Origin of the sequence: Pseudomonas sp. M1 (genome assembly GCF_022760135.1) — a bacterium.
Taxonomy (GTDB): domain Bacteria; phylum Pseudomonadota; class Gammaproteobacteria; order Pseudomonadales; family Pseudomonadaceae; genus Pseudomonas; species Pseudomonas citronellolis.
Genome location: NZ_CP094343.1, coordinates 1269950 through 1296397 on the forward strand (window position 1 = coordinate 1269950; position 26448 = coordinate 1296397).

General features: G+C 67.5%; 23 protein-coding genes and 1 tRNA gene. 14 read left to right on the top strand and 10 right to left on the bottom strand.

The window, feature by feature from the left end:
• Positions 1-22 precede the first annotated feature (22 nt).
• Together PM1_RS05655 and PM1_RS05660 are read right to left on the bottom strand one after the other, a co-directional pair.
• Positions 23-1195, bottom strand: coding sequence for an IS4 family transposase (locus PM1_RS05655; RefSeq protein WP_009618623.1), 1173 nt, complete (start codon positions 1193-1195; stop codon positions 23-25).
• A 292-nt stretch (positions 1196-1487) separates the two neighbouring features.
• Positions 1488-2000 (bottom strand): RDD family protein, encoded by a 513-nt coding sequence (locus PM1_RS05660; protein WP_009616145.1) that lies wholly within the window; start codon positions 1998-2000, stop codon positions 1488-1490.
• A 168-nt stretch (positions 2001-2168) separates the two neighbouring features.
• Between PM1_RS05660 and PM1_RS05665 the strand changes: the two genes are divergently transcribed.
• A complete protein-coding gene (locus PM1_RS05665; protein ID WP_009616146.1) occupies positions 2169-3710 on the top strand; it encodes an EAL domain-containing protein in 1542 nt (513 codons plus the stop codon).
• Between the two features lie 75 nt (positions 3711-3785).
• Here the strand turns inward: PM1_RS05665 and PM1_RS05670 are convergent, their stop codons facing one another.
• From PM1_RS05670 to PM1_RS05700, 7 genes are all read right to left on the bottom strand, one after another.
• Positions 3786-4112 carry a hypothetical protein gene (locus PM1_RS05670; protein ID WP_009616147.1) on the bottom strand — a complete coding sequence of 109 codons (327 nt, stop codon included), beginning with the start codon at positions 4110-4112 and terminating at the stop codon, positions 3786-3788.
• 90 nt (positions 4113-4202) lie between these two features.
• Positions 4203-5648, bottom strand: a complete 1446-nt coding sequence (locus PM1_RS05675) for a SulP family inorganic anion transporter (protein ID WP_009616148.1) — start codon at positions 5646-5648, stop codon at positions 4203-4205.
• 218 nt (positions 5649-5866) lie between these two features.
• Positions 5867-6097, bottom strand: coding sequence for a hypothetical protein (locus tag PM1_RS05680; RefSeq protein WP_009616149.1), 231 nt, complete (start codon positions 6095-6097; stop codon positions 5867-5869).
• A 46-nt stretch (positions 6098-6143) separates the two neighbouring features.
• Positions 6144-10934, bottom strand: coding sequence for a YadA-like family protein (locus PM1_RS05685; RefSeq protein WP_024128477.1), 4791 nt, complete (start codon positions 10932-10934; stop codon positions 6144-6146).
• A gap of 55 nt (positions 10935-10989) precedes the next feature.
• Positions 10990-11835 (bottom strand): hypothetical protein, encoded by an 846-nt coding sequence (locus PM1_RS05690; RefSeq protein ID WP_009616151.1) that lies wholly within the window; start codon positions 11833-11835, stop codon positions 10990-10992.
• 92 nt (positions 11836-11927) lie between these two features.
• A complete protein-coding gene (locus PM1_RS05695; protein ID WP_009616152.1) occupies positions 11928-13634 on the bottom strand; it encodes a LuxR C-terminal-related transcriptional regulator in 1707 nt (568 codons plus the stop codon).
• A 216-nt stretch (positions 13635-13850) separates the two neighbouring features.
• Positions 13851-13936, bottom strand: a tRNA-Leu gene (locus tag PM1_RS05700).
• A gap of 103 nt (positions 13937-14039) precedes the next feature.
• On the opposite strand from PM1_RS05700, the gene queA reads away from it, so the two are divergent.
• From queA to PM1_RS05730, 6 genes are all read left to right on the top strand, one after another.
• A complete protein-coding gene (queA, locus tag PM1_RS05705; RefSeq protein WP_009616153.1) occupies positions 14040-15083 on the top strand; it encodes a tRNA preQ1(34) S-adenosylmethionine ribosyltransferase-isomerase QueA in 1044 nt (347 codons plus the stop codon).
• Between the two features lie 12 nt (positions 15084-15095).
• The gene (gene tgt / locus PM1_RS05710) at positions 15096-16214 is read left to right on the top strand and encodes a tRNA guanosine(34) transglycosylase Tgt (protein WP_024128478.1); all 1119 of its coding nucleotides are present in this window, start codon (positions 15096-15098) and stop codon (positions 16212-16214) included.
• 39 nt (positions 16215-16253) lie between these two features.
• Complete coding sequence (yajC, locus tag PM1_RS05715) at positions 16254-16595, top strand: preprotein translocase subunit YajC (protein WP_009616155.1); 342 nt, start codon at positions 16254-16256, stop codon at positions 16593-16595.
• A 66-nt stretch (positions 16596-16661) separates the two neighbouring features.
• A complete protein-coding gene (gene secD, locus PM1_RS05720; protein WP_009616156.1) occupies positions 16662-18524 on the top strand; it encodes a protein translocase subunit SecD in 1863 nt (620 codons plus the stop codon).
• A 13-nt stretch (positions 18525-18537) separates the two neighbouring features.
• On the top strand, positions 18538-19455 hold the full coding sequence (gene secF, locus PM1_RS05725) for a protein translocase subunit SecF (protein WP_009616157.1): 918 nt from the start codon (positions 18538-18540) through the stop codon (positions 19453-19455).
• Positions 19456-19637: 182 nt separating this feature from the next.
• Positions 19638-20174: a glycine zipper 2TM domain-containing protein gene (locus PM1_RS05730; protein ID WP_009616158.1), complete on the top strand. Its 537-nt coding sequence runs from the start codon at positions 19638-19640 to the stop codon at positions 20172-20174.
• A gap of 562 nt (positions 20175-20736) precedes the next feature.
• On the opposite strand, the gene suhB is transcribed toward PM1_RS05730, so the two are convergent.
• Complete coding sequence (suhB, locus tag PM1_RS05735) at positions 20737-21552, bottom strand: type III secretion system regulator SuhB (protein ID WP_009616159.1); 816 nt, start codon at positions 21550-21552, stop codon at positions 20737-20739.
• Between the two features lie 152 nt (positions 21553-21704).
• Here suhB and trmJ point away from each other — a divergent pair, with 152 nt between their 5' ends.
• From trmJ to hscB, 7 genes are all read left to right on the top strand, one after another.
• A complete protein-coding gene (gene trmJ / locus PM1_RS05740; protein ID WP_009616160.1) occupies positions 21705-22484 on the top strand; it encodes a tRNA (cytosine(32)/uridine(32)-2'-O)-methyltransferase TrmJ in 780 nt (259 codons plus the stop codon).
• On the top strand, positions 22477-23253 hold the full coding sequence (cysE, locus tag PM1_RS05745) for a serine O-acetyltransferase (RefSeq protein ID WP_009616161.1): 777 nt from the start codon (positions 22477-22479) through the stop codon (positions 23251-23253). Before trmJ ends, cysE begins: the two co-directional genes overlap by 8 nt.
• 139 nt (positions 23254-23392) lie before the next feature.
• Positions 23393-23890 carry a Fe-S cluster assembly transcriptional regulator IscR gene (gene iscR / locus PM1_RS05750; RefSeq protein WP_009616162.1) on the top strand — a complete coding sequence of 166 codons (498 nt, stop codon included), beginning with the start codon at positions 23393-23395 and terminating at the stop codon, positions 23888-23890.
• 28 nt (positions 23891-23918) lie between these two features.
• Complete coding sequence (locus PM1_RS05755; RefSeq protein WP_009616163.1) at positions 23919-25133, top strand: IscS subfamily cysteine desulfurase; 1215 nt, start codon at positions 23919-23921, stop codon at positions 25131-25133.
• 28 nt (positions 25134-25161) lie between these two features.
• Complete coding sequence (iscU, locus tag PM1_RS05760; protein WP_009616164.1) at positions 25162-25548, top strand: Fe-S cluster assembly scaffold IscU; 387 nt, start codon at positions 25162-25164, stop codon at positions 25546-25548.
• Positions 25549-25573: 25 nt separating this feature from the next.
• The gene (iscA, locus tag PM1_RS05765) at positions 25574-25897 is read left to right on the top strand and encodes an iron-sulfur cluster assembly protein IscA (RefSeq protein ID WP_009616165.1); all 324 of its coding nucleotides are present in this window, start codon (positions 25574-25576) and stop codon (positions 25895-25897) included.
• A gap of 7 nt (positions 25898-25904) precedes the next feature.
• Positions 25905-26426: a co-chaperone HscB gene (gene hscB / locus PM1_RS05770; RefSeq protein ID WP_009616166.1), complete on the top strand. Its 522-nt coding sequence runs from the start codon at positions 25905-25907 to the stop codon at positions 26424-26426.
• Positions 26427-26448 lie beyond the last annotated feature (22 nt).

Genomic DNA, 26448 nt, shown 5'->3' on the forward strand with positions numbered 1-26448 from the left:
GCGCACTGCTGTCCGGCACGCCTCATGCTATTAACAGTTGCCCCTGACGCAGGTTGATCTCGCGTATTCGCTCCTGTCGTCGTCGGTAACGTTCGGCCTCTAGACCAGGGCGCTGAAACAGCGTCGCCTGCACCTCCACCATCAGCATCCACAGGCTCTGCTGCGTTCCCGTTCTGCGTTGGTAAAGACTCAGCAGCAAATAGCTGATCAGCGCACAGAGAATCTGGAGGCGCACAGCATTCTCGCTACGGCCCAGGAAACGCCTGACCTTCAGGTGTTGCTTGATCCATTTGAAAAACAGCTCGATCCGCCAGCGATCCCGATAGCGCTCGGCGATTTCTGCCGCCGGGCTGCTCAGGTCGTTGGTCGCCAGGCTCAGAGGCGGCTCATCGCCTGGGCGGTTCACCAGAATCCGCCGCAGGGGCTGGGTGTAGTGATTACGCCGCCGGCCACCTGGGTTGCGGTTGGAGAAGCTCACCTCTTCGTCTCGCAGGATCGTTTCCCGGTCTTGCTGGGGAACCTCGCGCTGGGCCAGGACCTTGAGCTGCACATTGGACTTGAATCGTGTGACGAAGCGGGCCTTCTGGGCATCCAGGCTCGCCCACCAGTTGAAGTCGTAATAACCCTTGTCGAACACGTAGGTGGCCTGCGGTTCGATGTCCAGCCTCCTGCCTTCATCAACGTCGTTGACGTTGGCTGCGCTGAAGCTGCAATGCACCGGCGCCGCCGCCTGCTCGGCATACAGCACATGGACTTTCAGCCCCTGGGAGCGGGTTCGATTGGACAGCGTCCATTCGTCGAAGCCAGGGCCCTTGAGGGTGATCGTGGTGGAGTCCAGCAGGTACAGCAGTTCCTTCCCGTCACGGCGTAACTGCCGGCAGACGCCCGCCATCAGGTAGTGCGCGACCTGGGCGAAGACCTCGGTATTACGGCGTTCGTTGGCGTCGGCCAGGGTGGAACGCCGGATCGGACCCGTACCCAGGTGATAGTGCTGATGGGGATGGCTGTTGAAGCTGGTTTCAAGCGCCCGCAGGCTGCTCACGCCGGCCAGTTGGGCATACACCATGGCGACCAGGTGATCCCAACTGCCAAAGCGCTTGCTGTGCTTGTCGGCGCCGTGTTCGGCGACCAGTCGATCGAAGACGCCACGAGGCAGCGCTTTTAGTACATCGTGAAAACGGCTTATCCTGAACATCTTGCGGGGGCTGTGAGGTTGAGTTGGCGCTCAACGGTTTAACCCGTGCCTTCAGCCCCCGCAAGCCCTCCAGACGCCCCCTCGAAAATATTCCGGACAGTAGTGCGCGTTCGCGGGAATGACGGGGTGAGGTTAGGCGTTTCAGGATGACTCCGAACTTCCCACCCACTCCGAACAGCCCCCTCTCCCTTCAGGGAGAGGGTTGGGGAGAGGGCGCTCTTAACCCCAACACCTACGCCCCCGGCAAACCCCCTGCGCGAGCAAGCTCGCTCCTACAAAAAACGCCCCAGCCTCACCCCCGCCCCTGCGTCGCCTTGCGCACCGCCTTGGGAATCTGGATCACCACGCTCTCCGAATAGCGGTCGTGCCAGGTGCGCTTGTCCTTGTCCCAGAGCATCCACAGGAAGCCCAGCCCGCCGCAGGCCCAGGAACCGATGGCGATCATGAAGCGCAGCAGCGCCTGCATCAGGCTGATCGGCGTGCCGTCGGCGTTCTGCACGCGCACGCCCCAGACCTGCATGCCGAGGGTCTGGCCCTTGTGCGTCCAGAACTTGGCGAAGAAGGCGAACAGGCTGATGAACAGCAGACTGGACAGCAGCGGGTCGCCGACCAGAGCGCCCTGGTCGGCGAGCTGCCTGAGCTTTTCGCCGCCCAGGATCAGCCGCAGCAGCACCTGCTGGTAGAGCAGGGTGACCACCATCAGCAGGGCCACGCAGAGCAGGAAGTCGTAGAACATGGCCGCGAAGCGGCGCAGCAGGGGCGCGGGGGGGAAGTTCCCCTCCGGCTGGAGTTGGGCTTTGGGCATGGCGTCGTTCGGCGCTCGGAGCAGGGACGAGGGCGGGGATTATACGACCTTTGGCCGATCGCCACCGAGGCCAGGGTGCCGCAGGCGGAATGATCTACGCTGGTTTCAGGCGCCCGCTCAGGCTGCTCGCCGAGCCCGATGACAGCGGCGGCGCCCGGGATGACACGGATGCCTGGATCGAGCAAAGTCCGGCGCCTGCTCTGGCGCCTGTGCGTTTCCCTGCTGGTCGCCCTGCTGCCGCTGCTGCTGGGCGGGGGCATCATCTATTGGCAGACCCTGGTCAGCCTCCAGCGCGAAGCGGGGCTCGCCTCGAGCGAGGCGCTGCACCTGATCGACATCATGCTCGGCAACGCCGCCGGCTCGGCGCGGGCCACCATCGCCTACGCCGAAGGGCCATGCGCCGTGGCCGAGCTGGTGCTGCGCGAGCAGGTCGCCACCGTGCCCTTCGTGCGCACCGTCAACCTGGTGCGTGACGACCGGGTGTTCTGCAGCTCGCTGTTCGGCAACGTCGACGAAGCGGTGAACACGGCCGATTTCGTCGACGGGCGCCTGAACCTGTTGCCCGGCAATGCGGTGACGCCGGACTTCGCGCTGATCGTGTACCGCCTGGCCGAAGGCCCCGCCGCCGTGCTGGCGGCGGTGGACGGGCGCTACCTGAGCAACGTCCTGCAACTGGTGGACCAGCGCAGCGAACTGCTGGTCCGGGTCGGCCCGCGCTGGATGGACGAGGCGGGCGAGGTGCACGAGGGCGCGCCCGACGCCTTCCCCCTGGCCGAGACGCGCCAGGCCTCGACGCGCTTTCCCTACCAGGTGGTCGGTGGCTTCCCGGCCGGCGCCCAGTGGGGCGTGATGCGCGACGACTACTGGCCGCTGTTCGCCATGCTGGCGGTGCTTGGCGGGCTGTTCGGCCTCGGTTGCCACTGGATGCTGGGGCGCGCGGCGACGCCTGCCCGCGAGATCGAGCGGGCCATGTACGCCGGCGAATTCGTGCCCTTCCTCCAGCCGCTGGTGGACGCCGCCAGCGGCCGCTGGATCGGCGCCGAGGTGCTGATGCGCTGGCGCCACCCGCGCGCGGGGCTGGTCAGCCCGGATATCTTCATCCCCTTGGCCGAGCAGAGCGGCCTGATCGTGCCCATGACCCGCGCGCTGTTGCAGCAGTTGGCGGCCCAGTTACCGAAGCACGCGCACCTGCTGGGCGAGGGTTTCCACCTGGGCGTCAACGTCAGCGCCGTGAATTGCCGCAGCAGCAGCCTGTTGACCGATTGCCTGGACTTCCTCGGCGCCTTCCCGGTGGGTTCGGTGCAACTGATGCTGGAGCTGACCGAGCGCGAACTGATCGACACCCCCACCGACGACCTGCTCGGCTGCCTGCGCGACCTGGGCGTGACCCTGGCGATAGACGACTTCGGCACCGGCCATTCCAGCCTGGCCTACCTGCGCCGCTTCCGCGTGGACGCCCTGAAGATCGACAAGAGCTTCGTCGCCACCGTCGACGACGATAGCCGTTCCCGGCACATCCTCGACAGCATCCTCGACCTCTGCGACCGCCTGGACCTGCAGGTCATCGCCGAAGGCATCGAGACGCCGGCGCAGCGCGACTACCTGGCGGCCCGCGGCGTGCCCTGCCTGCAGGGCTACCTGTTCGGCAAGCCGATGCCGCTGGCGGAGTTCATCGCCGAACTGGAGCGCCGCGTCCGCGCGGGCGTCTAGGACGGTGGGCTGAACTGCGTATGCCGAGCCCATACCGACGGCGCCCAGCGGGTACCGTCGGCAGCGCAGCGGCGATCAGACGTAAGCTTGGGCGCGGCGGTTGCCGCGGGGTAGGCGGGCCTTGCCGGACAGGGCGCTCAGGCGCGCCTGCCAGGCTTGCCGGGCAGCGTCGCGGCCGGATTGTGCCGGGGCGCGGGCGGGCTGCTTGCTCTTCGGCGCCGCAGCCGGCGCAGGCTTCGGGACGGTGGGCGCGCTGCCCGCGGCTTCCTGCGCCTGGGTGAAGGCGTTGGTGCGGCGGCAGGTCTTGCAGCTGACCTGCGCGACGTCCTGCGAGCCCGCCACGTTCGGGTCGCTGCGGCCGCAGGCGGCCTGGCTGGTGCCAATCAGGAAGTGAGTGACCATGTGGACCTCCTAGTCAAAAAAGGGGCGGCATTATTCCACAGGGTTCCCGGCGCGCCAGCGCTGCCGGTCATTTTCGGATGAACGTCCGAATCAGCCGTGCTGCACCCCGGCGCGCTTGAGCAACTGCTTGCAACGCTCGGACAGGTGCACCACGCGCAGGTGCTTGCCGGCCCTGGCGTAGCGCTCGCGCAGGGTCTTCAGCGCGGCGATGGCCGAGTAGTCGACGAAGCTCAGGTGGCGGCAGTCCAGGGTGACCTGCGGCGGGTCGCCGGCCGGGTCGAATTGCTCCAGGAAGGTCGTGGTGGAGGCGAAGAACAGCGTGCCGTGGAGGCGATAGAACTTGCTGCCGTCGGCCTCCAGGTGGCTGTCGGCATAGAGTTCGCGGGCGTGCTTCCAGGCGAAGTCCAGGGCGGCGGCGACGATGCCGCAGAGCACGGCGGTGGCCAGGTCGGTGAACACGGTGATGACGGTCACCACGACGATCACCAGCACGTCGCTCGCCGGCACCTTGTTCAGCACCCGCAGCGAGGCCCAGGCGAAGGTCTGCTGGGCCACCACGAACATCACCCCGACCAGCGCCGCCAGCGGGATGCGCTCGATCAGCGGGGAGAGGAACAGCACGAAGAGCAGGATCATCACCCCGGCGACCACCCCGGAAACCCGCCCGCGGCCGCCGGAGCCGAGGTTGATCATGGTCTGGCCGATCATGGCGCAGCCGCCCATGCCGCCGAACGCCCCGGAGACCATGTTGGCCGCGCCCAGGGCCACGCACTCGCGGTCCGGGTAGCCGCGGCTCCGGGTGATTTCGTCGGTGAGGTTGAAGGTCAGCAGGGTTTCCAGCAGGCCGACCAGCGCCATGAGGATGGCGTAGGGCGCGATGATCCGCAGCGTCTCCAGGTTCCACGGCACCTGCGGCAGGGCGAAGGCGGGCAGGCCGCCGGCGATGTGCGCCATGTCGCCGAGGGTGCGCGTGGGCAGGCCGAGCAGGTACACCAGCAGGCCGACGCCGAGGATCGCCACCAGCGCCGGCGGCACCGCGCGGGTCAGCTTCGGCAGCAGGTAGACGATGGCCATGGTCAGCGCCACCAGGCCCAGCATCAGGTACAGCGGCGCGCCGTCGAGCCAGGCCCCGCCGGTCTTGAAGTGCTCCAGCTGGGCCAGGGCGATGACGATCGCCAGGCCGTTGACGAAGCCCAGCATCACCGGGTGCGGCACCATGCGCACCAGCTTGCCCAGGCGCAGCAGGCCGAAGGCGATCATCACCAGGCCGCCCAGCAGCACGGTGGCCAGCAGGTACTGCACGCCGTGCTGCACCACCAGCGCCACTATCACCACGGCCATGGAGCCGGCGGCCCCGGAAACCATGCCCGGCCGGCCGCCGAACAGGGCGGTGAGGGTGCAGATGAAAAAGGCGCCGTACAGGCCCATCAGCGGGTTGAGGTGGGCCACCAGGGCGAAGGCGATGCACTCGGGCACCAGGGCGAAGGACGTGGTGAGGCCGGCCAGGATGTCGGCGCGCAGACGGGCGAGTTTCATGGCGTTCCTGAGGTCAGGGCCGGTGGGGCCGGCCGCGGGTGGTGCGGATAGAGGACGCGCATGGTACGCAATGCCGCATGCTCGAACCAGTCGCGGCGCATGCCGTTTTGTCCGAGCCCCATCCCGGTGCTTCCCTCATGGCGAAGGGTTCGCTGCCCACAGGTGGCAGCGAACCCTTGAAAGGCGCCGCTGTTGCGAGCGGCGAATGTATGGCCTGTTCAGCGACTGCTGGAAATGGCCAGCTTGCCGGTGGCTATGAGTGCGGCGATTTCCTCCATGTGCAGGGATGTCTCCTTCAACGCCTCCACCACACCTTCGATCAGGTGTTGCGAGAGTGGGTTGGCGACAGGCAGCCCCTTCAGGTAGTCGGCGAGAAGCTCGGCCGCCATGTCGTTGTTGTAGGCGGTCGTCATCAGAGAGCTGTGGATATTCTTCGGATCGAGAAACATGGCTTCCACCTGCGGGGGCGCGCGGACGCGCCCCCGTCACACTGAGTCAATCCCACTGGTAGCCAACGCCTACCGAGACGCCGACGTCGCCATCGCTGTCCGCGCTTCCCTGGAGCTTGGTGACCCACTTGCCGTCCTTGGTGATGTGCGACACGCCGACCGCCAGCGCCTGCTCGCCACGGAAGTTGCCCAGGCCGGCGGAGGTCATGCTTGCCCCCGGCGCATGGGGCTGCGGCAGGCTGGCCATGGCCATGGCCCCGGCGATGCCGGCACTGAGTTCGTCGTCCAGTTCGTTCATGTCCTTGCGCAGGGCGTGGTAGCTGGCGTCGGTGTAGGCCTTGGCGCCGCTGATGCCGCTGTTCAACTGGCCGAGGTTGACGGCGTCGGTGGCCTGGGTGCCGGCGGCCACATTGGTGATCTGCCGGGCGTTGGTCGCGCTGCCGACGGATACCGTGTTCGCCCTGTCGGCCACCGAGTTGGCGCCCAGGGCCACCGAGTTGGAGGCCTTGGCGTGGGCGCTTTCGCCCAGCGCGGTGCTGTGCTCGGCGCTCGCCTGGGCCCTGGTGCCGATCGCCGCGCTGTTCCTGCCGCTGGCCTGGGCGCCGGCGCCGCCGGCGATCGCATCCTGGCCGACAGCCTGCGGCTTGCTCAGCGCAGAGCTGTTGTTGCTCTGGAACATGCCGTCGGTGCCGTTCTGCAGGTTGGTCACATGGTTATGGACATCGCTGACCCGCTGGTCCACCTGCGCCACGCTGTCGTTCAGGGCGCCGGCCGAGGTGTTGACGGCGTCCGTGAGCTGGTCGACGTTGACCGCGTCGGTGCCGGCGGTGCCGCGGGCGACATTGGTGATCTGCCGCTCGTTGCCCTGGCTGCCCACGGAAACGCTGTTGTCGCGATCGGCCAGGGAGTCCGCGCCCAGGGCCACGGCGTTGCTGGCGGTGGCATTGGCGCCGCTGCCGATGGCGGTACTGCGTTCGCCGCTGGCTTGTGCGGCGCTGCCCACCGCCGTGGCGTCCGCCGCGCTGGCGGAGGCGCCGGCGCCGGCGGCCATGCTGCGCTCGCCGCTCGCCTGGGCGGCGTCGCCCAGGGCCATGGACGAGGTGCCGGTGGCCGAGGCGGCCGGTCCGACTGCGATGGAGTCCGCGCCGGCCGCAGAGGCATCGGCCTTTTCCGAATTGGCGCGGAAGTAGCGTGACACGCCGGTCTGGTTGATCCCGTCCTCCAGGGCGCTGACGCGGGTGTCGGTGCGGTACAGCTGCGAGCCGACCACCACGTCGCTGGAGTCCGCGGCGATCCGGCCTTCCTCGACATTGGTGATGCGCGAGCGGCTGGTTGCGCCGGCGCTGCCATGCATGGCGCTGAAGGCGCCCAGGGAGTCGTCCCAGAGCAGGGCGTCACCGCGCAGTTCGCTCACTTCGTCGCGGGTGGCGTTGAGTTGGGAGACGTTCACGGCGTCGGTGTCATCGCTACCCGCGGCGACGTTGGTGATCCGCCGCTTGAGATCCTGGTTGCCCACCGAAACGCTGTCGTCGGCATCGGTCACCGAGCCATGGCCCAGGGCCACGCTGCGGGCGTGTTCGGCGCGGCTGGCGGTGCCCAGCGCCATGGAGTGCTCGCCGCTGGCCACGGACCAGCCGCCGATGGCGTTGGCGGCCTGGCCTGTCGCCGCCGAGGCGATGCCCAGGGCGGTGCTGCCGTCGGTGGAGGCCAGGGCTTCCTTGCCGAGCGCCGTGCTGCCCACGCCCAGAGCGCGGGACCAGGCGCCGGCCGCCGTGCTGGCGAGGGCCGCCGCCTCGGCTTCGGCGCCCAGGGCGGTGGCGCTTTGCGCCGTGGCTTCGGCGCTGTTGCCCAAGGCCACGCTGTGCCCGCCGGTGGCCTGGCTCCAGGCGCCGACGGCGGTGCTTTGCTGACCGCTGGCCTGCGCGCTGGTACCCAGTGCGGAGCTCTTTTCACCGCTGGCCTGCGCCTGCACACCCAGGGCGCTGGCGCCGGCGCCGCTGGCGCTGGACCAGCCGCCGACGGAGGTGGCGCTGCTGCCCGTCGCCTGGGCCTGCAGGCCTATCGCCGTGCTGCCATGGGTGCTGGCCCGGGCCTCCTTGCCGAGCGCGGTGGCGCCAACGCCATGGGCCATCGCCCAGTTGCCGACGGCGGTGGCGGAGTTCGCGCTCGCTTCGGCATCGACACCCACTGCCAGCGCGTCGCTGGCGGTGGCTTCGGCACTGCTGCCCAGCGCGGTGCTGCGCTCACCGGTGGCCTGGCTCCAGCCGCCCAGCGCGGTGGCGCGATCGCCGAGGGCATCCGCCCTGACGCCAACGGCCGTCGCGTGCTGGCCGGATGCGTGGGCCTGGTTGCCGGCTGCCAGCGCGTTCTCGCCGCTGGCCAGCGCCGCCGTACCCATGGCGATGGCGTTGCTGCCGCTGGATTCGGACTGCGGGCCTATGGCAATGGCGTTCTCGCCGCTGGCGTTGGCGTCCGGGAGTTCGGAGTTGGCGCGGAAGTAGCGTGTGCCGCGCTGGTAAACGTCGCCCAGCCAGTCCGCTACGTCGCCAATGGCGTCGGCCGCTTCTTCGCCCAGGCGCTGGAGTTGCGAGAGGTTGACCGCGTCGGTGGCCTGGGTGCCCTCGGCCACGTTGGCGATGCGGCGCTGCAGGTCGGCGTTGCCGACCGAGACCTCGTTGTCCGCTCCTGTGGCGGAGTTCAGGCCCAGTGCGACGCTGCCCTGATGCGACGCCACGGCTTCCTTGCCGAGAGCCACGCTGCCGATACCGCTGGCCTTGGACCAGGTGCCCACGGCAGTGCTGGCCAAGGCGGCGGCTTCGGCTTCGGCGCCGAGCGCGGTGCTGTCCTGTGCGGTGGCTTCGGCGCTACCGCCCACGGCGGTGCTGCGCAGTTGCGTGGCCTGGCTCCAGGCCCCGAGGGCAAGGGCGCGTTCGCCCGCCGCGTCGGCGGAGACGCCCAGGGCGCTGGCATGCAGGCCGGAGGCGTTGGCCTGGTTGCCCACCGAGGTGGCGTTCGCGCCGCTGGCGGAGCTTTGCGTGCCGAGCGCGGTCGAGCCGCCGGCGGTGGCGCTGGCCAGCTTGCCCAGCGCAGTGGCGTTTTCGCCGCTGGCTGCGGTTCTTGCGCCAACTGCGGTCGCCCCGTCGCCGGTGGCCTGGGCCGCGATGCCCAGGGCGCTGGCATCGCCCTGGGAGGCCAGGGCTTCCTTGCCGAGAGCCACGCTGCCGATACCGCTGGCCTTGGACCAGGTGCCCACGGCAGTGCTGGCCAAGGCGGCGGCTTCGGCTTCGGCGCCGAGCGCGGTGCTGTCCTGTGCGGTGGCTTCGGCGCTACCGCCCACGGCGGTGCTGCGCAGTTGCGTGGCCTGGCTCCAGGCCCCGAGGGCGAGGGCGCGTTCGCCCGCCGCGTCGGCGGAGACACCCACCGCAGTGGCGTTCGCGCCGCTGGCGGAGCTTTGCGTGCCGAGCGCGGTCGAGCCGCCGGCGGTGGCGCTGGCCAGCTTGCCCAGCGCAGTGGCGTTTTCGCCGCTGGCTGCGGTTCTTGCGCCAACTGCGGTCGCCCCGTCGCCGGTGGCCTGGGCCGCGATGCCCAGGGCGCTGGCATCGCCCTGGGAGGCCAGGGCTTCCTTGCCGATGGCCACGCTGCCGACGCCGCTGGCCTTGGACCAGGTGCCCACGGCAGTGCTGGCCAAGGCGGCGGCTTCGGCTTCGGCGCCGAGCGCGGTGCTGTCCTGTGCGGTGGCTTCGGCGCTACCGCCCACGGCGGTGCTGCGCAGTTGCGTGGCCTGGCTCCAGGCCCCGAGGGCGAGGGCGCGTTCGCCCGCCGCGTCGGCGGAGACGCCCACCGCAGTGGCGTTCGCGCCGCTGGCTTGGGCGGCGCTGCCCATGGCGATGCTGTCGCTGCCCGAAGCCACGGCCTCGGGGCCGATGGCTACGCTGTCCTGGCCGTTGGCTTGGGCCATCGCCTTGTCGGAGTTCGCCTGGAAATACTTCGTCCCGCTTTCATAGACGTCGCTGAGCCAGTCGGAAACCGACTGCAGCGCTGCTTCGCCTTGCTGGCGCAGCGTCTCCAGCTGGGAAAGGTTGATGGCGTCGTTGGCCTGGGTGCCGTCGGCTACATGGGTCAACTGGCGATCGAGGTTGGCGTTGCCGATGGAGACGCTATCGTTCCTGTCGGTCGCCGAGCCGGCACCCAGGGCTACCGAGTTGGCATGGTTGGCGCCAGCCCAGGCCCCCAGGGCCAGGCCATTGGCGCCGGCCGCCTGCGAATCCAGGCCCAGCGCGGTGCTGTGCTCGCCCTGGGCGCTGGCTCCCTTGCCGATCGCCGTGCTGGCCAGGCCCGATGCCGAGGAGTACGCGCCCAGGGCGGTGCTGCTGGCCTGGCTGGTGGCGGCGTTGCGGCCGATGGCCAGGCTGCTGTCGCCCTTGGCCTCGGTATTTCGTCCAAGCGCCACGCTGTTGTCGCCATAGGCGGCCGCCCACGGGCCGACGGCGGTGGCGTGGCTTGCCGATGCCGTGGCGTAGTCGCCCAGGGCCGTGCTGTTTACACCTGACGCACTGGCGCCGGTGCCTTCCTGCACGCTGGTGAGCATGGCGCCCAGGCGCACCTCGGCGCGCGGCTGGACCACCTGGCTGGCGCTGGCCTTGTCGTCGCCCTCGATCTCGGCTTCGGTGACCGCCCCGGCAGGAATGCCGAACAGCGCCAGGCAGGCGGAGGAAAGCAGGCCCACTGCGCCGGCCAGGCCGCGGTTGCGGTGCTTGCCGTGGCTTCTGGCGAATTCGCTGGCGACTACCCAGGCGCGGCGCGCCGCACTCCAGACCAGTCGGAATGACTTGTTCATGAGAGACTCCTTGCGGGGAGCTCCCCGCAAATGGTGAGAGGCCCCTGATCCGGGATCAGCGGGCGTTCGAGGTGGGGAGAGGGGGAAGGGCGCGTGCCGCCTGGGCAATCAGCGGGCGCTCCGGACAGGCCACCGGCGGTAGCCCCAGCTCCACCTGGTAGAGCCATCGGGCAGCGGCAGCGTCGTTACGCATGCCTTGCAGGTAGCCGCCGGCGAAGAGGGTGGCTTCGGCGATCAGGGCCCGGCGTTGCGGCAGCGTCAGCGGCATCCGGTCGATCGCCGCGAAAACACTGGCGGAGTCGGCCTTGCCGCGATACAGCTCGACCAGCGCGTGCTGCGCCGCGTCGTCGGGCCGCACTGCGGCGAGCAGGCGCTTGAACGCCGTGTCGCGGGCGCGCCTGGAGGAGGCGTTGTCGCGCGTGACCAGCCATAGCCGCCAGAGCTGCGCATAGGCCTTCTCATCGGCGTTCGCGCCCTTCGAGGCGATTTGCGCGAAGGCACGGTCGGCGTCGCGGTAGCGCCCCAGGGCGGCCAGGTTGGCGGCGGAAGGCAGGGCGACCAGGTCGCTCCAGACGGAGCGGCCCAGCCGGTCGTAGTGGCGCCGTGCCTGCTGCGGCCTGCCCAGGGCGTCGTCGACCAGGGCCAGTTCCATTTCGAGCCGTCCGCTGCTGGTGCCCTTGGCCAGGAGTTTGTCGAGGAGGCGGTCGGCGCCCTGGAAATCGCCGGCGAGATAGGCCGCATGGGCGGTGCCCAGAAGCTGCTGGCTTTCGCTGGCGTTGACCATTGCGGCGAACAGCCAGCAGGCCAGGGCGATGAGCAGCCAGGTGGCTTGCGAGGGGCGGCCACGCCGGCCGCGGCCTCTGGCGTTCGTTCGAAGGCTATGAGCGCTGAATCCGAACATGATGTCTGCTCCCAAGAAAACGATGGGGGCAGGCTATGGCCGAAGGCTTCGTGTGGCTGTCGTGATGCGCCGGGATCGTTGTAGCGATTGCGCTACGTCGACGGCGAGGGCGGCGGACCGAAAGGCGGTTCAGGGCCGGAGAGCAACTGCAATTCGATGACGCAGGGCAGCCGCAGGGGCAAGCCGGAAAACGTCAGCGAGGCCCGCAGCAGGGGCGCCAGGCGCCAGGCCAGGCCGAGATGGGCGTCGAACCTGTCGAAGGGAATGCCGGCATCCGGCGTGTTCACGTCGATCCGCCAGACGGACTCGCCGTGGCCGCGGTATTCCTGCCGTGCTTCCACATGCAGGTTCGCCGAGGACTCCGCGCTGACGAAGGCCAGGGCCGTCGCCAACAGTTCGCCGTACAGTCCGGCGTCCATCCAGGCACATGTCGCCGTTTGCGGCAGCGAGAGCGTCACGCTGGCGGCGTAGCGCCTGGCGAAGGTCTCGAGCGCCTGGTTGGTGAGCGCGTTCAGGTCGCAGGTCTCCGGTAGCGGAACCCTGTTGCCCTGGTCCAGTTCGGCCAGTTCCAGCAGCAGCTCGGTATGTCGCTTGAGCATGCCGACGGGGTTTCGCAGCGAAGCCGCCTCCGGGGTGCTTTTCGCCAGGTCGGCCAGTTGCTCTTCCAGGATCGATAGCTGCTCTTCGAAGCGCTTGCATTCGGCGATGAAAAAATGGGTGCGCAGCTGCCGCAGGGAGAGCATTCGCTGCTGCGCTTGCGTCAGTTGTGCCACTTCGCTGTCGAAGTCGCTGACATCCACGATCGCGCACAGCATGCCGAGCACCTGGCCGCTTTCGTCCCGGTGGGGCACGCCCCAGACCCGGACGGTGCGGGGGCCCTGGGGGAAGTGGGCCACGAAATCCGACACGAAGGACCTGGCGTCGGCCACGGCCTTGAGATAGCCACGACGCACCTGCTCGGTGAGTTGTTCCCCTACGATTCCGTTGGGAGCGATCTCCATGCCCAGGCACGCCTGCCGGGAAAGACCATGCAGGTCGGCGAAGCCCTGGTTGCACAGCAGCAGGGCCCCGTCCCGCGCGCGCAGTGCCGTCGGGAAAGGCAGCATTTCGATGAATTCCTGCAGGCGCGGGCCTTGCCCGCTGGCGAAATGCATTTTCCCCAGGCCCGCGGCGGGGGCGACGCCATGCCGCCAGGCGAACGCCAGCAGGTCCGCGTTCGAGTGCAGGTCCAGCTTCTGGAACAGGCGCGTCTTGTAGGTGCTGACGGCGCTGGGGCTCAGCTTCATCGTGGCGGCGATGGACTTGATCGGGTTGCCCTGCGCCAGTTGCTTCATCACGGTCAGCTCGCGGGGTGACAGGGTGGCCAGCAGCCGGCTCTCCTGGCGGTCGCCCGGGCGCCGCGACACATCCTCGAAGGCATGGCGCGGAAAGAAGGTCCGGCCACTGAGCAGCGTCCGAACCGCGAGAAGCAACTGCTCGGGCGGCTCGGACCTGGACAGGTACCCGGCTGCCCCGTATTGGCGGGCGAGATCGATGAAATGGGGCTGGTAGTCGTTTCCCAGGACCAGCACGGGGAGGTTGCGTCCGCTTTGCCGCAGCCACTGCAGGACTTCGGTGCCGTTGGTATCCGGAAGCATGAAGTCGAGCACCAGCAGGTCCGGCGCAGTGCTCCGCAGCGCGGCTATCGCGGCGGCCCCGTTGGACACACAGGTGGGAACCTCATGCGCCTGGTCTTTCAGGGCGGAGCTGGCACCGGCGCTGAACAGGGGTTCAATGCATGCAAGCAGTATGTTCGCCATGCGGACACCTCGGGTTGCCGAGCAGAGTAGTAAAAAAACCGGCGATTGGCGAAGAGGCGGGGCATGGGCTGGAGCCGCCGCCCCGTTCGCGGGGCGCGACGCGGCATGGCGGAGCCCGAAGGGGCTTGCAGAGGGAAGGGCGGGGAAGGGCAGGCAACAAAAAACCGGCTCGATGGCCGGTTCTTCTGGTGTTCCGAGATTCGCTGGGAATCTGGATGGTGCCCCGGGAGAGACTCGAACTCTCACTCTGTCGCCAGAAACGGATTTTGAATCCGCCGCGTCTACCATTCCGCCACCGAGGCAATGGCGCGGCAGTATAGGGAGGCCCTCGGTACCGGTCAATCCACCCGCGTGGCGATGCCATCGCAATTCCAGTAATATATCCGGCCCTTCGAGATATACCCCATGCGCGTCGCCGACTTCCATTTCGATCTGCCCGAGGCCCTGATCGCCCGCCATCCGCTCGCCGAACGTCGCGCCAGCCGCCTGCTGGTGCTGGACGGGCCGAGCGGCGCCCTCAGCCACCGTCACTTCGCCGACCTGCTGGAGTACCTGCGGCCGGGCGACCTGATGGTGTTCAACAACACCCGGGTGATCCCGGCGCGGCTGTTCGGCCAGAAGGAGTCCGGCGGCAAGCTGGAAATCCTCGTCGAGCGCGTGCTGGACAGCCGCCGCGTGCTGGCCCACGTGCGTTCGAGCAAGTCGCCCAAGCCGGGTTCGAAGATCCTCATCGACGGCGGCGCCGAGGCGCAGATGCTGCAGCGCCACGACGCGCTGTTCGAACTGGGCTTCGCCGAAGACGTGCTGCCGCTGCTGGAGCGCGTCGGGCACATGCCGCTGCCTCCCTATATAGACAGGCCCGACGAGGCCGCCGACCGCGAGCGCTACCAGACCGTCTACGCCGAGCGCGCCGGCGCCGTGGCCGCGCCCACCGCCGGGCTGCACTTCGATGAAGGGCTGCTGGCGGCCATCCGCGAGAAGGGCGTGGACACCGCCTTCGTCACCCTGCACGTCGGCGCCGGCACCTTCCAGCCGGTGCGCGTGGAGAAGATCGAAGACCACCACATGCACAGCGAGTGGCTGGAGGTCGGCCAGGACGTGGTCGACGCCGTGGCCGCCTGCCGCGCCCGTGGCGGCCGGGTGATCGCCGTCGGCACCACCAGCGTGCGTTCGCTGGAGAGCGCGGCCCGCGACGGCCAGCTCAAGCCCTTCAGCGGCGACACCGACATCTTTCTCTACCCGGGCCGGCCCTTCCATGTGGTCGATGCCCTGGTGACCAACTTCCACCTGCCCGAGTCGACCTTGCTGATGCTGGTCTCGGCCTTCGCCGGCTACCCGCAGACCATGGCCGCCTACGCTGCGGCGGTGGAGCACGAGTACCGTTTCTTCAGCTACGGCGATGCCATGTTCATCACCCGCAACCCCGCGCCGCGCGGGCCCGAGGACTGATCCATGAGTTTCATGAAGTTCGAACTGCTGGCCACCGACGGCAAGGCCCGGCGCGGCCGCCTGAGCTTCCCCCGCGGAGTGGTCGAGACCCCGGCGTTCATGCCGGTGGGCACCTATGGCACGGTCAAGGGCATGTTGCCGCGCGACATCGAGGGCATAGGCGCGCAGATCATCCTCGGCAACACCTTCCACCTGTGGCTGCGCCCGGGCACCGAGGTGATCCGCAAGCACGGCGACCTGCACGACTTCATGCAGTGGCAGGGGCCGATCCTCACCGACTCCGGCGGTTTCCAGGTGTTCAGCCTGGGCGCGCTGCGCAAGATCAAGGAAGAGGGCGTGTACTTCGCCTCGCCGGTGGACGGCGCCAAGGTCTTCATGGGCCCCGAGGAGTCCATGGCGGTGCAGCGCGCGCTGGGCTCGGACATCGTGATGATCTTCGACGAGTGCACCCCGTACCCGGCCGAGTTCGACGTGGCCAAGCGCTCCATGGAGCTGTCGCTGCGCTGGGCCAAGCGCTCGAAGATCGCCCATGGCGACAGCCCCTCGGCGCTGTTCGGCATCGTCCAGGGCGGCATGCACGAGGAACTGCGCATGCGCTCGCTGGAAGGCCTGCAGGAGATCGGCTTCGACGGCCTGGCCATCGGCGGCCTGTCGGTGGGCGAGCCGAAGGAAGAGATGATCCGCGTGCTGGACTTCCTGCCGCCGCGCATGCCGGCCGACAAACCCCGTTACCTGATGGGGGTGGGCAAACCCGAGGACCTCGTGGAAGGTGTGCGCCGCGGCGTCGACATGTTCGACTGCGTGATGCCCACGCGCAACGCGCGCAACGGCCATCTGTTCGTCGATACCGGGGTGATCAAGATCCGCAACGCCGTGCACAAGCACGACGAGTCGCCGCTGGATGCGACCTGCGATTGCTACACCTGCAAGCACTTCTCCCGCGCCTACCTCTACCACCTGGACAAGTGCGGGGAAATGCTCGGCAGCATGCTCAATACCATCCATAACTTGCGGCATTATCAGCGGCTTATGGCTGGTTTGCGCGAGGCAATCCAACAGGGTACATTGGCCGCCTTTGTCGACGCCTTCTATGCCAAACGCGGCCTTCCGACGCCGCCGTTGGGCGATTGATCCCGATTTTCCAAAAGAATATAGAGACAGGAGTATCCGATGAGCTTTCTGATTCCCGCCGCCTACGCCGACGCCGCTGCTCCCGCGGCCGCCGCAGGCCCGATGGGCACTGGTTTTGAGTGGGTCTTCCTGGTCGGCTTCCTGGTCATCTTCTACCTGATGATCTGGCGTCCGCAGGCCAAGCGTAACAAGGAGCACAAGAACCTCCTGTCCAGCCTGCAGAAGGGTGACGAAGTCGTCACTTCCGCGGGTATCGCCGGCAAGGTGCTGAAAGTCGCCGAGGACTTCGTGGTCGTCGAGGTCGCCGACAACGTCGAGCTGAAGTTCCAGAAGGGCGCCATCGCCGCGACCCTGCCGAAAGGCACGCTCAAGGCCATCTGAGTTCCAGGCAAAGAAAACCAATAGACGGGGCGCATGAAGCGCCCCGCGTCATAACGGGCGGTATCAATGCTCAACAAATATCCCCTGTGGAAATACCTGCTGATCCTGGCGGTGCTTGCCGTCGGCTTCATCTATTCCGCACCCAACCTCTACCCGGACGATCCGGCCGTGCAGGTCAGCGGCGCCAGCAGCGCGCTGCAGATCACCCAGGCCGACATCGACAAGGCCAGCAAGGCGCTGACCGACGCGGGCATCGCCGTCAAGGCGGGCAGCCTCGGCAAGAACAGCGGCCTGATCCGCCTGGTCAAGCAGGAAGACCAGCTTCCCGCCAAGGACATCGTGCGTCGCGCCCTGGGCGACGACTACGTGGTCGCCCTGAACCTGGCGCAGACCACCCCGAACTGGCTGCGCAGCATCGCTGCCCACCCGATGAAGCTGGGCCTCGACCTTTCCGGCGGCGTGCACTTCCTCCTCGAAGTGGATATGGACAAGGCTGTCGACGCCCGCCTGAACGTCTACGAGAGCGAGATCAAGAGCGCCCTGCGCAAGGAGCGCCTGCGCTACCGCAGCCTGCCGGTGCAGGACCGCGCCATCCAGCTGGGCTTCACCGACGACGAATCGCTGGACAAGGCCAAGGCGCTGATCGCCAAGGACTACCGCGACTTCGAGGTGACCCAGGATTCGCGCAACGGCATGCAGGTGCTGCGCCTGGCCATGACCGCGGCCAAGCTCGCCGAAATCCGCGAATACTCGATCAAGCAGAACCTCACCACCGTGCGCAACCGCGTCAACGAGCTGGGCGTGTCCGAGCCGCTGGTGCAGCGCCAGGGCGCCAACCGCATCGTGGTCGAGCTGCCGGGCGTGCAGGACACCGCCGAAGCCAAGCGCATCCTCGGCAAGACCGCCAACCTGGAGTTCCGCCTGGCCGCCGAGCCCGACGCCATCAAGTCGGCCACCGAGACCTTCGAATTCCGCGAGCCGCGCCGTCCGCCGGTGGCCCTGGAACGCAGCGTGATCATCACCGGCGACCAGGTCACCGACGCCAGCGCCAGCTTCGACGAGAACGGCCGCCCGCAGGTGAACATCCGCCTCGACGGCCACGGCGGCGAGCTGATGAACCGCGCCACCCGCAACAACGTCGGCCGCAGCATGGCCGTGGTGTTCATCGAGCAGAAGCCGATCACCCGCTACGCCAAGCAGGTGGTCGACGGCGTCGAGCAGGAAGTCGCCGTCCCGGCCTTCAAGGAAGAGAAGAAGATCATCAGCCTGGCGACCATCCAGTCGGCCCTGGGCAACCAGTTCCGCATCACCGGCCTCGACGGCCCGGGCGAGTCCTCGGAACTGGCCCTGCTGCTGCGCGCCGGCGGCCTGGCCGCGCCGATGTACTTCGCCGAGGAGCGCACCATCGGCCCGAGCCTGGGTGCGGACAACATCGCCAAGGGCATCGACGCCTCCCTGTGGGGCATGGTGTTCGTGTCGCTGTTCATCATCGTCATCTACCGCTTCTTCGGCGTGATCGCCACCGTCGCCCTGGCCTTCAACATGGTCCTGCTGGTGGCGCTGATGTCGATCCTCGGCGCGACCCTGACGCTGCCGGGCATCGCCGGTATCGTGCTGACCATGGGCATGGCGGTGGACGCCAACGTGCTGATCTTCTCGCGGATACGCGAGGAGCTGGCTGGCGGTATGTCGGTGCAGCGCGCCATCCACGAAGGCTTCAACCGCGCCTTCACCGCCATCGTCGACGCCAACCTGACCTCGCTGCTGGTCGGCGGCATCCTCTACGCCATGGGCACCGGCCCGGTGAAGGGCTTCGCCGTGACCATGTCGCTGGGCATTCTCACCTCGATGTTCACGGCCATCATGGTCACCCGCGCAATGGTCAACCTGATCTTCGGCGGGCGTGACTTCAAGAAGCTGTGGATCTAAGGGGGATCATGAGATGAATATCAAGATCGGTACCATCAACTTCATGGGCGTGCGCAACATCGCGTTCGCCGCCACCCTGGTCCTCACCCTGATCGCCCTCGGCAGCTGGATCACCAAGGGCATCAACTTCGGCCTGGACTTCACCGGTGGCACCCTCATCGAGCTGAACTACCAGCAGCCGGCCGACCTGGGCAAGGTCCGCGACGAGCTGGTCAAGGCCGGCTACGCCGAGGCCGTGGTGCAGAGCTTCGGCGACACCAGGGACGTGCTGGTGCGCATGCCCAGCGAAGACCCGGAGCTGGGCAAGAAGGTCGCCGCGGCGCTGCAGCAGGCCGACACCCAGAACCCGGCCAGCCTCAAGCGCGTGGAATACGTCGGCCCGCAGGTCGGCGAGGAACTGCGCGACCAGGGCGGCCTGGGCATGCTCCTGGCCCTGGGCGGCATCCTCATCTACGTCGGCTTCCGCTTCCAGTGGAAGTTCGCCGTGGGCGCCATTCTCTCGCTGATCCACGACGCCATCATCGTGATGGGCGTGCTGTCGTTCTTCCAGATCACCTTCGACCTCACCGTGCTCGCCGCGGTGCTGGCGGTGGTGGGCTATTCGCTGAACGACACCATCGTGATCTTCGACCGGGTGCGCGAGAACTTCCGCGTGCTGCGCAAGGCCAGCCTGATCGAGAACATCAACATCTCGACCAGCCAGACCCTGCTGCGGACACTGGCCACCTCGATCTCCACCCTGCTGGCCATCGCCGCGCTGCTGTTCTTCGCCGGCGACAACCTGTTCGGCTTCTCCATCGCGCTGTTCGTCGGCGTGCTGGCCGGCACCTACTCGTCGATCTACATCGCCGACGTGGTGCTGATCTGGCTGAAGCTCTCGGCCGAGGACCTGATCCCGCCGCAGGCCAAGGAAGTCGACGACCGCCCCTGAGGCTGTCCCGCCGCTCCTCGAAACTCCCGCTCCGGCGGGAGTTTTTCTTTGTGCGCGATCCGGCCGTGTGTCGGCATGCAGTGGCGCATCGCGAAGGAATGTCGGAACTTTCCTAAGGATTCCCTGCTCCAAGGCAAGGACAAGGGCAAGTGCCCATATGAAAGGAAAGCCAGGAGGTCTATGTGAACAAGTCGTTGCTCATCGGTACCGTGTTGGGCGCAGTCGGCGTTACGGCAGGTGGAGCGGTGGCCACGTACAGCCTGGTGGACCGCGGCCCCGAGTATGCCGAGGTGGTCGCCGTCCAGCCGGTCAAGGAGACCATCAAGACACCGCGCCAGGTCTGCAAGGACGTGGCGGTCACCCACCAGCGCCCGGTCAAGGACCAGCACCAGATCGTCGGCACCGCCATCGGCGCCATCGCCGGCGGCCTGCTGGGCAACCAGATCGGCGGCGGCAATGGCAAGAAGATCGCCACCGTGGCCGGTGCGGTCGGCGGCGGCTACGCCGGCAACAAGGTGCAGGAAGGCATGCAGGAGCGTGACACCTACACCACCACCGAAACCCGCTGCAGCACCGTGAACGACACCAGCGAGAAAGTGGTGGGCTACGACGTCAAGTACATGCTCGACGGCAAGGCCGGCCAGGTGCGCATGGACCGCGACCCGGGCAGCCAGATCCCGGTGGACAAGAGCGGCCGGCTGATCCTCAGCCAGCAGTAAGCATCGAAGCACGAGAAGGCGCCCCGCGGGGCGCCTTCTTCGTTTCCGGCAGAGGCTCTTCGTAGGTTCTCATCCGCGATCCGCGCCGGGACGTCCGGCTATCGCGGACAGGGTCCGCTCCTACGGGAGAGGAGGAATACCATGCTCCCCGGAAACCTGTAGGAGCGGGCCCTGCCCGCGATTTCGCGCGCAGGGCGCGCTCCTACATGGGAATGGCGTGGGTGGGGCGGCGTAGCGGATCTCATCCGCGAATCGCGCCGGAGGTTCCGGCTATCGCGGACAAGGTCCGCTCCTACGGGAGAGGAGGAATACCATGCTCCCCGGCAACCTGTAGGAGCGGGCCCTGCCCGCGATTTCGCGCGCAGGGCGCGCTCCTGCATGGGAATGGCGTGGGTGGGGCGGCGTAGCGGATCTTATCCGCGAATCGCGCCGATACCTCCGGCTATCGCGGACAAGGTCCGCTACAGGGAGGGGGCTGTGCCGGGGTGCTTTCGTAGGATGGGTTGAGCTTGCCGAACAAAAAAGCCCGGCACATGGCCGGGCTCTTTCATTCGGCTGATGCTCAGCGCTTGAACGACGGCGGCAGGTGCGGCTGGATGCTGGTCAGCAGCGCCTTGAAGCACTTGGTGTTACCGGCCACGATATGGCCCTTCTCGAGGAATTCATGGCTGCCGGTGAAGTCGCTCACCAGGCCGCCGGCTTCCTGCACCAGCAGCGCGCCCGCGGCCATGTCCCACTCGGACAGGCCGAATTCCCAGAAGGCGTCGAAGCGGCCGGCCGCGACGTAGGCCAGGTCCAGGCTGGCGGCGCCGGCGCGGCGGATGCCGGCGGTCTGGCCGACCAGGCTGCGGAACATGCCCAGGTAGGCGTCCAGGTGGTCCAGCTGGCTGTCGCGGAACGGGAAGCCAGTGCCCAGCAGGGCGCCTTCCAGGCTCTTGCGGTTGCTCACCCGCAGGCGGCGGCCGTTCAGCGCGGCGCCGCGGCCGCGGCTGGCGGTGAATTCTTCCTGGCGCACCGGGTCGAGGACCACGGCGTGCTCCAGGCGGCCCTTGTACTTGCAGGCGATGCTGACGGCGAAGTGCGGGACGCCGTGGATGAAGTTGGTGGTGCCATCCAGCGGGTCGATGATCCACAGGTAGTCGGCGCCTTCGCCGCTGCCCTCGAGGTAGCCGCCTTCCTCGCCCATGATGCCGTGGTTCGGGTAGGCCTTGCGCAGGGCGGTGACGATGCTGAGTTCGGCGGCGCGATCGACTTCGGTGACGTAGTCCTTGGCGTCTTTTTCGTTGACCGAGAGGGTGTCCAGGCGTTCGATGGAGCGGAAGATCAGTTCACCGGCGCTGCGGGCCGCGCGCAGGGCGATGTTCAGCATGGGCTGCATGGAGAGGTCACCTGGATGATGTTAAAGAAAGCCGAACATTGTACCAGAAAACCGTGGCGCTCATAGGGCGGCCTGTCGCTTGCGTGGCGCAAGACCGAGCGCTGCGGTAGGATTCCGTTCCTTTTCGTATCTGCTTGTGTGGAGAGCTTCGGTTGCTCGACAGAATTCGCGTGGTGCTGGTGAACACCAGTCATCCCGGCAATATCGGCGGTACCGCCCGGGCCATGAAGAACATGGGCCTGTCGCGCCTGGTGCTGGTCGACCCCATGGACTTCCCCAGCGGCGAGGCGGTGGCCCGCGCCTCCGGGGCGACCGACATCCTCGACGCCGCCCAGGTGGTGCCGAGCCTGGAAGACGCCCTGGTGGGCTGCAGCCTGGTGCTCGGCACCAGCGCCCGTGACCGGCGCATCCCCTGGCCGCTGCTCGACCCCCGCGAGTGCGCGACCACCAGCCTGCAGCACGCCCAGCAGGGCGGCGAGGTGGCCCTGGTGTTCGGCCGCGAGTACGCGGGTTTGACCAACGAAGAATTGCAGCGATGTCAGTTCCACGTGCACATTCCCGCCAACCCCGAGTTCAGCTCGCTGAACCTGGCGACGGCGGTCCAGGTGCTCGCCTACGAGGTGCGCATGGCCTGGCTGGCCGCCGAAGGCCAGCCGACCAAGCAGGAGAAGCTGGAGACCACCGCCATGCTCAACAGCCTGCCGGTGACCGCCGACGAGCTGGAGCGCTTCTATTCGCACCTGGAGTCCACCCTGGTCGACATCGGCTTCCTCGACCCGCAGAAGCCGCGGCACCTGATGTCGCGCCTGCGCCGCCTGTACGGCCGCGCCGGGGTCAGCAAGCTGGAGATGAATATCCTCCGGGGTATCCTCACCGAAACACAGAAGGCCGCGCAGGGCGCGGCCTGCAAGCGGAGTGAAGATGATGTTTGAGCGTGTGCGCGAAGATATCCAGAGCGTATTCCATCGCGACCCGGCAGCGCGCAATGCCTTCGAGGTACTCACCTGCTACCCGGGCCTGCACGCCGTGTGGCTGCACCGCCTGGCGCACCTGCTGTGGACTTCCGGCTGGAAGTGGCTGGCGCGCCTGGTGTCCAACTTCGGCCGCTGGATGACCGGCATCGAGATCCACCCCGGCGCTAGGATCGGTCGGCGCTTCTTCATCGACCACGGCATGGGCATCGTCATCGGCGAGACCGCCGAGATCGGTGACGACGTCACCCTCTACCAGGGCGTGACCCTCGGCGGCACCAGCTGGAACAAGGGCAAGCGCCACCCGACCCTGGCCGATGGCGTGGTGGTCGGCGCCGGCGCCAAGGTACTCGGCCCGTTCACCGTCGGCGCCGGGGCGAAAGTGGGCTCCAACGCCGTGGTCACCAAGGAAGTGCCGCCGGGCGCCACCGTGGTCGGCATTCCCGGGCGCATCATCATGAAGGACGATGCCGAGCAGCAGGCCAAGCGCCAGGCCATGGCCGAGAAGCTCGGCTTCGACGCCTATGGCGTCAGCCAGGACATGCCCGACCCGGTGGCCCGCGCCATCGGTCAGTTGCTCGACCACCTGCAGGCGGTCGACGGCCGGCTGGAGGGCATGTGCCAGGCGCTGACGGCCCTGGGTAGCGACTACTGTGCGAAAAAACTGCCGGAGCTGCGTGAAGAGGACTTCGCCGGCGTCAAGGATGAAGAGGGCAAGGCGGCGCATTGATGCGTCGCTAACGATTTCCTGCTACATTATGCCGCCCTTCGCTGGCTAATCCCGAGTAATTTGATAGGTCTTATAGTTGACTCAAATACTCGGAAATGGCATCCTTTCGCCAGTCCAGTGATCCATTCGGGAATGTCCCATGCGTCTGACCACCAAAGGCCGCTATGCCGTAACCGCCATGCTCGACCTGGCGTTGCATGCCCAGCGTGGTCCGGTTTCCCTGGCGGACATTTCCGAGCGCCAGGGCATATCCCTGTCCTATCTCGAACAGCTGTTCGCCAAGTTGCGCCGTGGCAACCTGGTGACCAGCGTGCGCGGTCCCGGCGGCGGCTACCAGCTGTCCCGCGACATGGCCGGCATCCACGTCGCCCAGGTGATCGATGCGGTCAACGAATCGGTCGACGCCACGCGCTGCCAGGGGCAGGGGGATTGCCACTCCGGCGACACCTGCCTGACCCACCACCTTTGGTGCGACCTCAGCCAGCAGATCCACGAATTCCTCAGCGGCATCAGCCTCGCCGACCTGGTCGAGCGCCGTGAAGTCCAGGAAGTCGCGCAGCGGCAGGATGAGCGTCGTTGCGGAGGCACCGGCAAACGGCCGAGCCTCGATAAGATTGAAGCGTCCGCCATCGATTGAGCGCGCGCCAGCCTGTAGGAGTTACCTGATGAAATTGCCGATCTACCTCGACTACTCCGCCACCACCCCGGTGGATCCGCGCGTCGCTCAGAAGATGGCTGACTGCCTGCTGGTGGACGGCAACTTCGGCAACCCCGCCTCGCGCTCCCACGTGTTCGGCTGGAAGGCCGAGGAAGCCGTGGAGAACGCCCGCCGCCAGGTCGCCGAGCTGGTCAATGCCGACCCCCGCGAAATCGTCTGGACCTCCGGCGCGACCGAGTCCGACAACCTCGCCATCAAGGGCGTGGCGCACTTCTACGGCAGCAAGGGCAAGCACATCGTCACCTCGAAGATCGAGCACAAGGCGGTGCTGGACACCACCCGCCAGCTGGAGCGCGAAGGCTTCGAAGTGACCTACCTCGACCCCACCGAGGAAGGCCTGATCACCCCAGCCATGGTCGAGGCGGCGCTGCGTGACGACACCATCCTGGTCTCGATCATGCACGTGAACAACGAGATCGGCACCATCAACGACATCGCCGCCATCGGCGAGCTGACCCGCTCGCGCGGCATCCTGTTCCACGTCGACGCCGCGCAGTCCACCGGCAAGGTCGACATCGACCTGGACAAGCTCAAGGTCGACCTGATGTCCTTCTCCGCCCACAAGACCTACGGTCCCAAGGGCATCGGCGCCCTGTACGTGCGCCGCAAGCCGCGTGTGCGCCTGGAAGCCCAGATGCACGGCGGCGGCCACGAGCGCGGCATGCGCTCGGGCACCCTGGCCACCCACCAGATCGTCGGCATGGGCGAGGCCTTCCGTATCGCCAAGGAAGAGATGCACGCCGAGAACGAGCGCATCCGCGCCCTGCGCGACCGCTTCTTCGCCAAGCTCGAAGGCCTGGAAGAGCTCTACGTCAACGGCAGCCTGACCCAGCGCGTGCCGCACAACCTGAACCTGAGCTTCAACTACGTGGAAGGCGAGTCGCTGATCATGGCCCTGAAGGACCTCGCGGTCTCTTCCGGTTCGGCCTGCACCTCCGCCTCCCTGGAGCCGTCCTACGTGCTGCGCGCCCTGGGCCGCAACGACGAGCTGGCGCACAGTTCCATCCGTTTCACCTTCGGCCGCTTCACCACCGAGGAAGAGGTCGATTACGCCGCCGGTATCGTGGGGCAAGCCGTTTCCAAGCTGCGCGAGCTCTCGCCGCTGTGGGACATGTTCAAAGAGGGCGTCGACCTGTCCAAGGTCGAATGGCAGGCCCACTGACCCGCCCCATAGAGAGTGAGGATTAGCCATGGCATACAGTGACAAGGTCATCGACCACTACGAAAACCCGCGCAACGTCGGCAAGCTCGACGCCGAGGATCCCGATGTCGGCACCGGCATGGTCGGCGCGCCGGCCTGCGGCGACGTGATGCGCCTGCAGATCAAGGTCAACGAGCAGGGCGTGATCGAAGACGCCAAGTTCAAGACCTACGGCTGCGGTTCGGCCATCGCCTCCAGCTCCCTCGCCACCGAGTGGATGAAGGGCAAGACCCTGGACGAGGCCGAATCCATCAAGAACACCACCATCGCCGAAGAGCTGGCCCTGCCGCCGGTGAAGATCCACTGCTCGGTGCTCGCCGAGGACGCCATCAAGGCGGCCGTGCGCGACTACAAGCAGAAGAAGGGTCTGCTCTAACCGCTCAGTTGAGTAAGGAGTTCCCATGGCCATCAGCATGACCGAAGCCGCCGCCAAGCATGTCCAGCGCTCCCTCGAGGGGCGCGGCAAGGGCGAGGGCATTCGTCTTGGCGTGCGCACCACCGGGTGTTCCGGGCTGGCCTACGTGCTCGAGTTCGTCGATGAGCTGGCGCCCGAGGACCTGGTCTACGAGAGCCACGGCGTGAAGGTCATCATCGACCCGAAGAGCCTGGTCTACCTCGACGGCACCGAGTTGGACTTCACCAAGGAAGGCCTCAACGAGGGCTTCAAGTTCAACAACCCGAACGTTCGTGGCGAGTGTGGCTGCGGCGAAAGCTTCAACGTCTGAGGCCGGCGTGGGTAGTCCTTGCCACTTCGCGCTCTTCGACCTGCAGCCGGCTTTCCGCCTCGATCTGGATGCCCTCGGCCAGCGTTACCGTGAGCTGGTCCGCAGTGTCCACCCGGACCGTTTCGCCGATGCTTCCGAGCGCGAGCAGCGCGTGGCGCTGGAACGCGCCGCCGAGCTGAACGACGCCTACCAGACGCTGAAGAGCGCGCCGCGCCGGGCGCTGTACCTGCTGTCCCTGCGTGGCCAGGCGCTGCCGCTGGAAGCGACGGTGCAGGACCCGGAGTTCCTTCTGCAGCAGATGCAGCTGCGCGAAGAGCTGGAAGACCTGCAGGACAGCGCCGACCTGGATGGCGTAGCCGCCTTCAAGCGCCGCCTGAAGACCGCCCAGCAGCAGCTGGAGGACAGCTTCGCCGATTGCTGGGACGACGCCGCGCGCCGCGAGCAAGCCGAGCGCCTGGTGCGCCGCATGCAGTTTCTCGACAAGCTGGCGCAGGAAGTGCGCCAGCTCGAAGAGCGACTCGACGATTAATCCGCGCGGCCCGTGCCGCGCC

What these genes read in the sequence shown, in the direction of transcription:
- PM1_RS05690 (WP_009616151.1), bottom strand. Translation starts at nt 11,835, where the DNA reads ATGTTCGGATTCAGCGCTCATAGCCTTCGAACGAACGCCAGAGGCCGC.
- yajC (WP_009616155.1), top strand. Translation starts at nt 16,254, where the DNA reads ATGAGCTTTCTGATTCCCGCCGCCTACGCCGACGCCGCTGCTCCCGCG.
- secF (WP_009616157.1), top strand. Translation starts at nt 18,538, where the DNA reads ATGAATATCAAGATCGGTACCATCAACTTCATGGGCGTGCGCAACATC.
- iscA (WP_009616165.1), top strand. Translation starts at nt 25,574, where the DNA reads ATGGCCATCAGCATGACCGAAGCCGCCGCCAAGCATGTCCAGCGCTCC.
- PM1_RS05695 (WP_009616152.1), bottom strand. Translation starts at nt 13,634, where the DNA reads ATGGCGAACATACTGCTTGCATGCATTGAACCCCTGTTCAGCGCCGGT.
- iscR (WP_009616162.1), top strand. Translation starts at nt 23,393, where the DNA reads ATGCGTCTGACCACCAAAGGCCGCTATGCCGTAACCGCCATGCTCGAC.
- iscU (WP_009616164.1), top strand. Translation starts at nt 25,162, where the DNA reads ATGGCATACAGTGACAAGGTCATCGACCACTACGAAAACCCGCGCAAC.
- PM1_RS05680 (WP_009616149.1), bottom strand. Translation starts at nt 6,097, where the DNA reads ATGTTTCTCGATCCGAAGAATATCCACAGCTCTCTGATGACGACCGCC.
- PM1_RS05655 (WP_009618623.1), bottom strand. Translation starts at nt 1,195, where the DNA reads ATGTTCAGGATAAGCCGTTTTCACGATGTACTAAAAGCGCTGCCTCGT.
- PM1_RS05670 (WP_009616147.1), bottom strand. Translation starts at nt 4,112, where the DNA reads ATGGTCACTCACTTCCTGATTGGCACCAGCCAGGCCGCCTGCGGCCGC.
- PM1_RS05755 (WP_009616163.1), top strand. Translation starts at nt 23,919, where the DNA reads ATGAAATTGCCGATCTACCTCGACTACTCCGCCACCACCCCGGTGGAT.
- PM1_RS05665 (WP_009616146.1), top strand. Translation starts at nt 2,169, where the DNA reads ATGCCTGGATCGAGCAAAGTCCGGCGCCTGCTCTGGCGCCTGTGCGTT.
- suhB (WP_009616159.1), bottom strand. Translation starts at nt 21,552, where the DNA reads ATGCAGCCCATGCTGAACATCGCCCTGCGCGCGGCCCGCAGCGCCGGT.
- cysE (WP_009616161.1), top strand. Translation starts at nt 22,477, where the DNA reads ATGTTTGAGCGTGTGCGCGAAGATATCCAGAGCGTATTCCATCGCGAC.
- queA (WP_009616153.1), top strand. Translation starts at nt 14,040, where the DNA reads ATGCGCGTCGCCGACTTCCATTTCGATCTGCCCGAGGCCCTGATCGCC.
- secD (WP_009616156.1), top strand. Translation starts at nt 16,662, where the DNA reads ATGCTCAACAAATATCCCCTGTGGAAATACCTGCTGATCCTGGCGGTG.
- PM1_RS05685 (WP_024128477.1), bottom strand. Translation starts at nt 10,934, where the DNA reads ATGAACAAGTCATTCCGACTGGTCTGGAGTGCGGCGCGCCGCGCCTGG.
- PM1_RS05660 (WP_009616145.1), bottom strand. Translation starts at nt 2,000, where the DNA reads ATGCCCAAAGCCCAACTCCAGCCGGAGGGGAACTTCCCCCCCGCGCCC.
- PM1_RS05675 (WP_009616148.1), bottom strand. Translation starts at nt 5,648, where the DNA reads ATGAAACTCGCCCGTCTGCGCGCCGACATCCTGGCCGGCCTCACCACG.
- tgt (WP_024128478.1), top strand. Translation starts at nt 15,096, where the DNA reads ATGAAGTTCGAACTGCTGGCCACCGACGGCAAGGCCCGGCGCGGCCGC.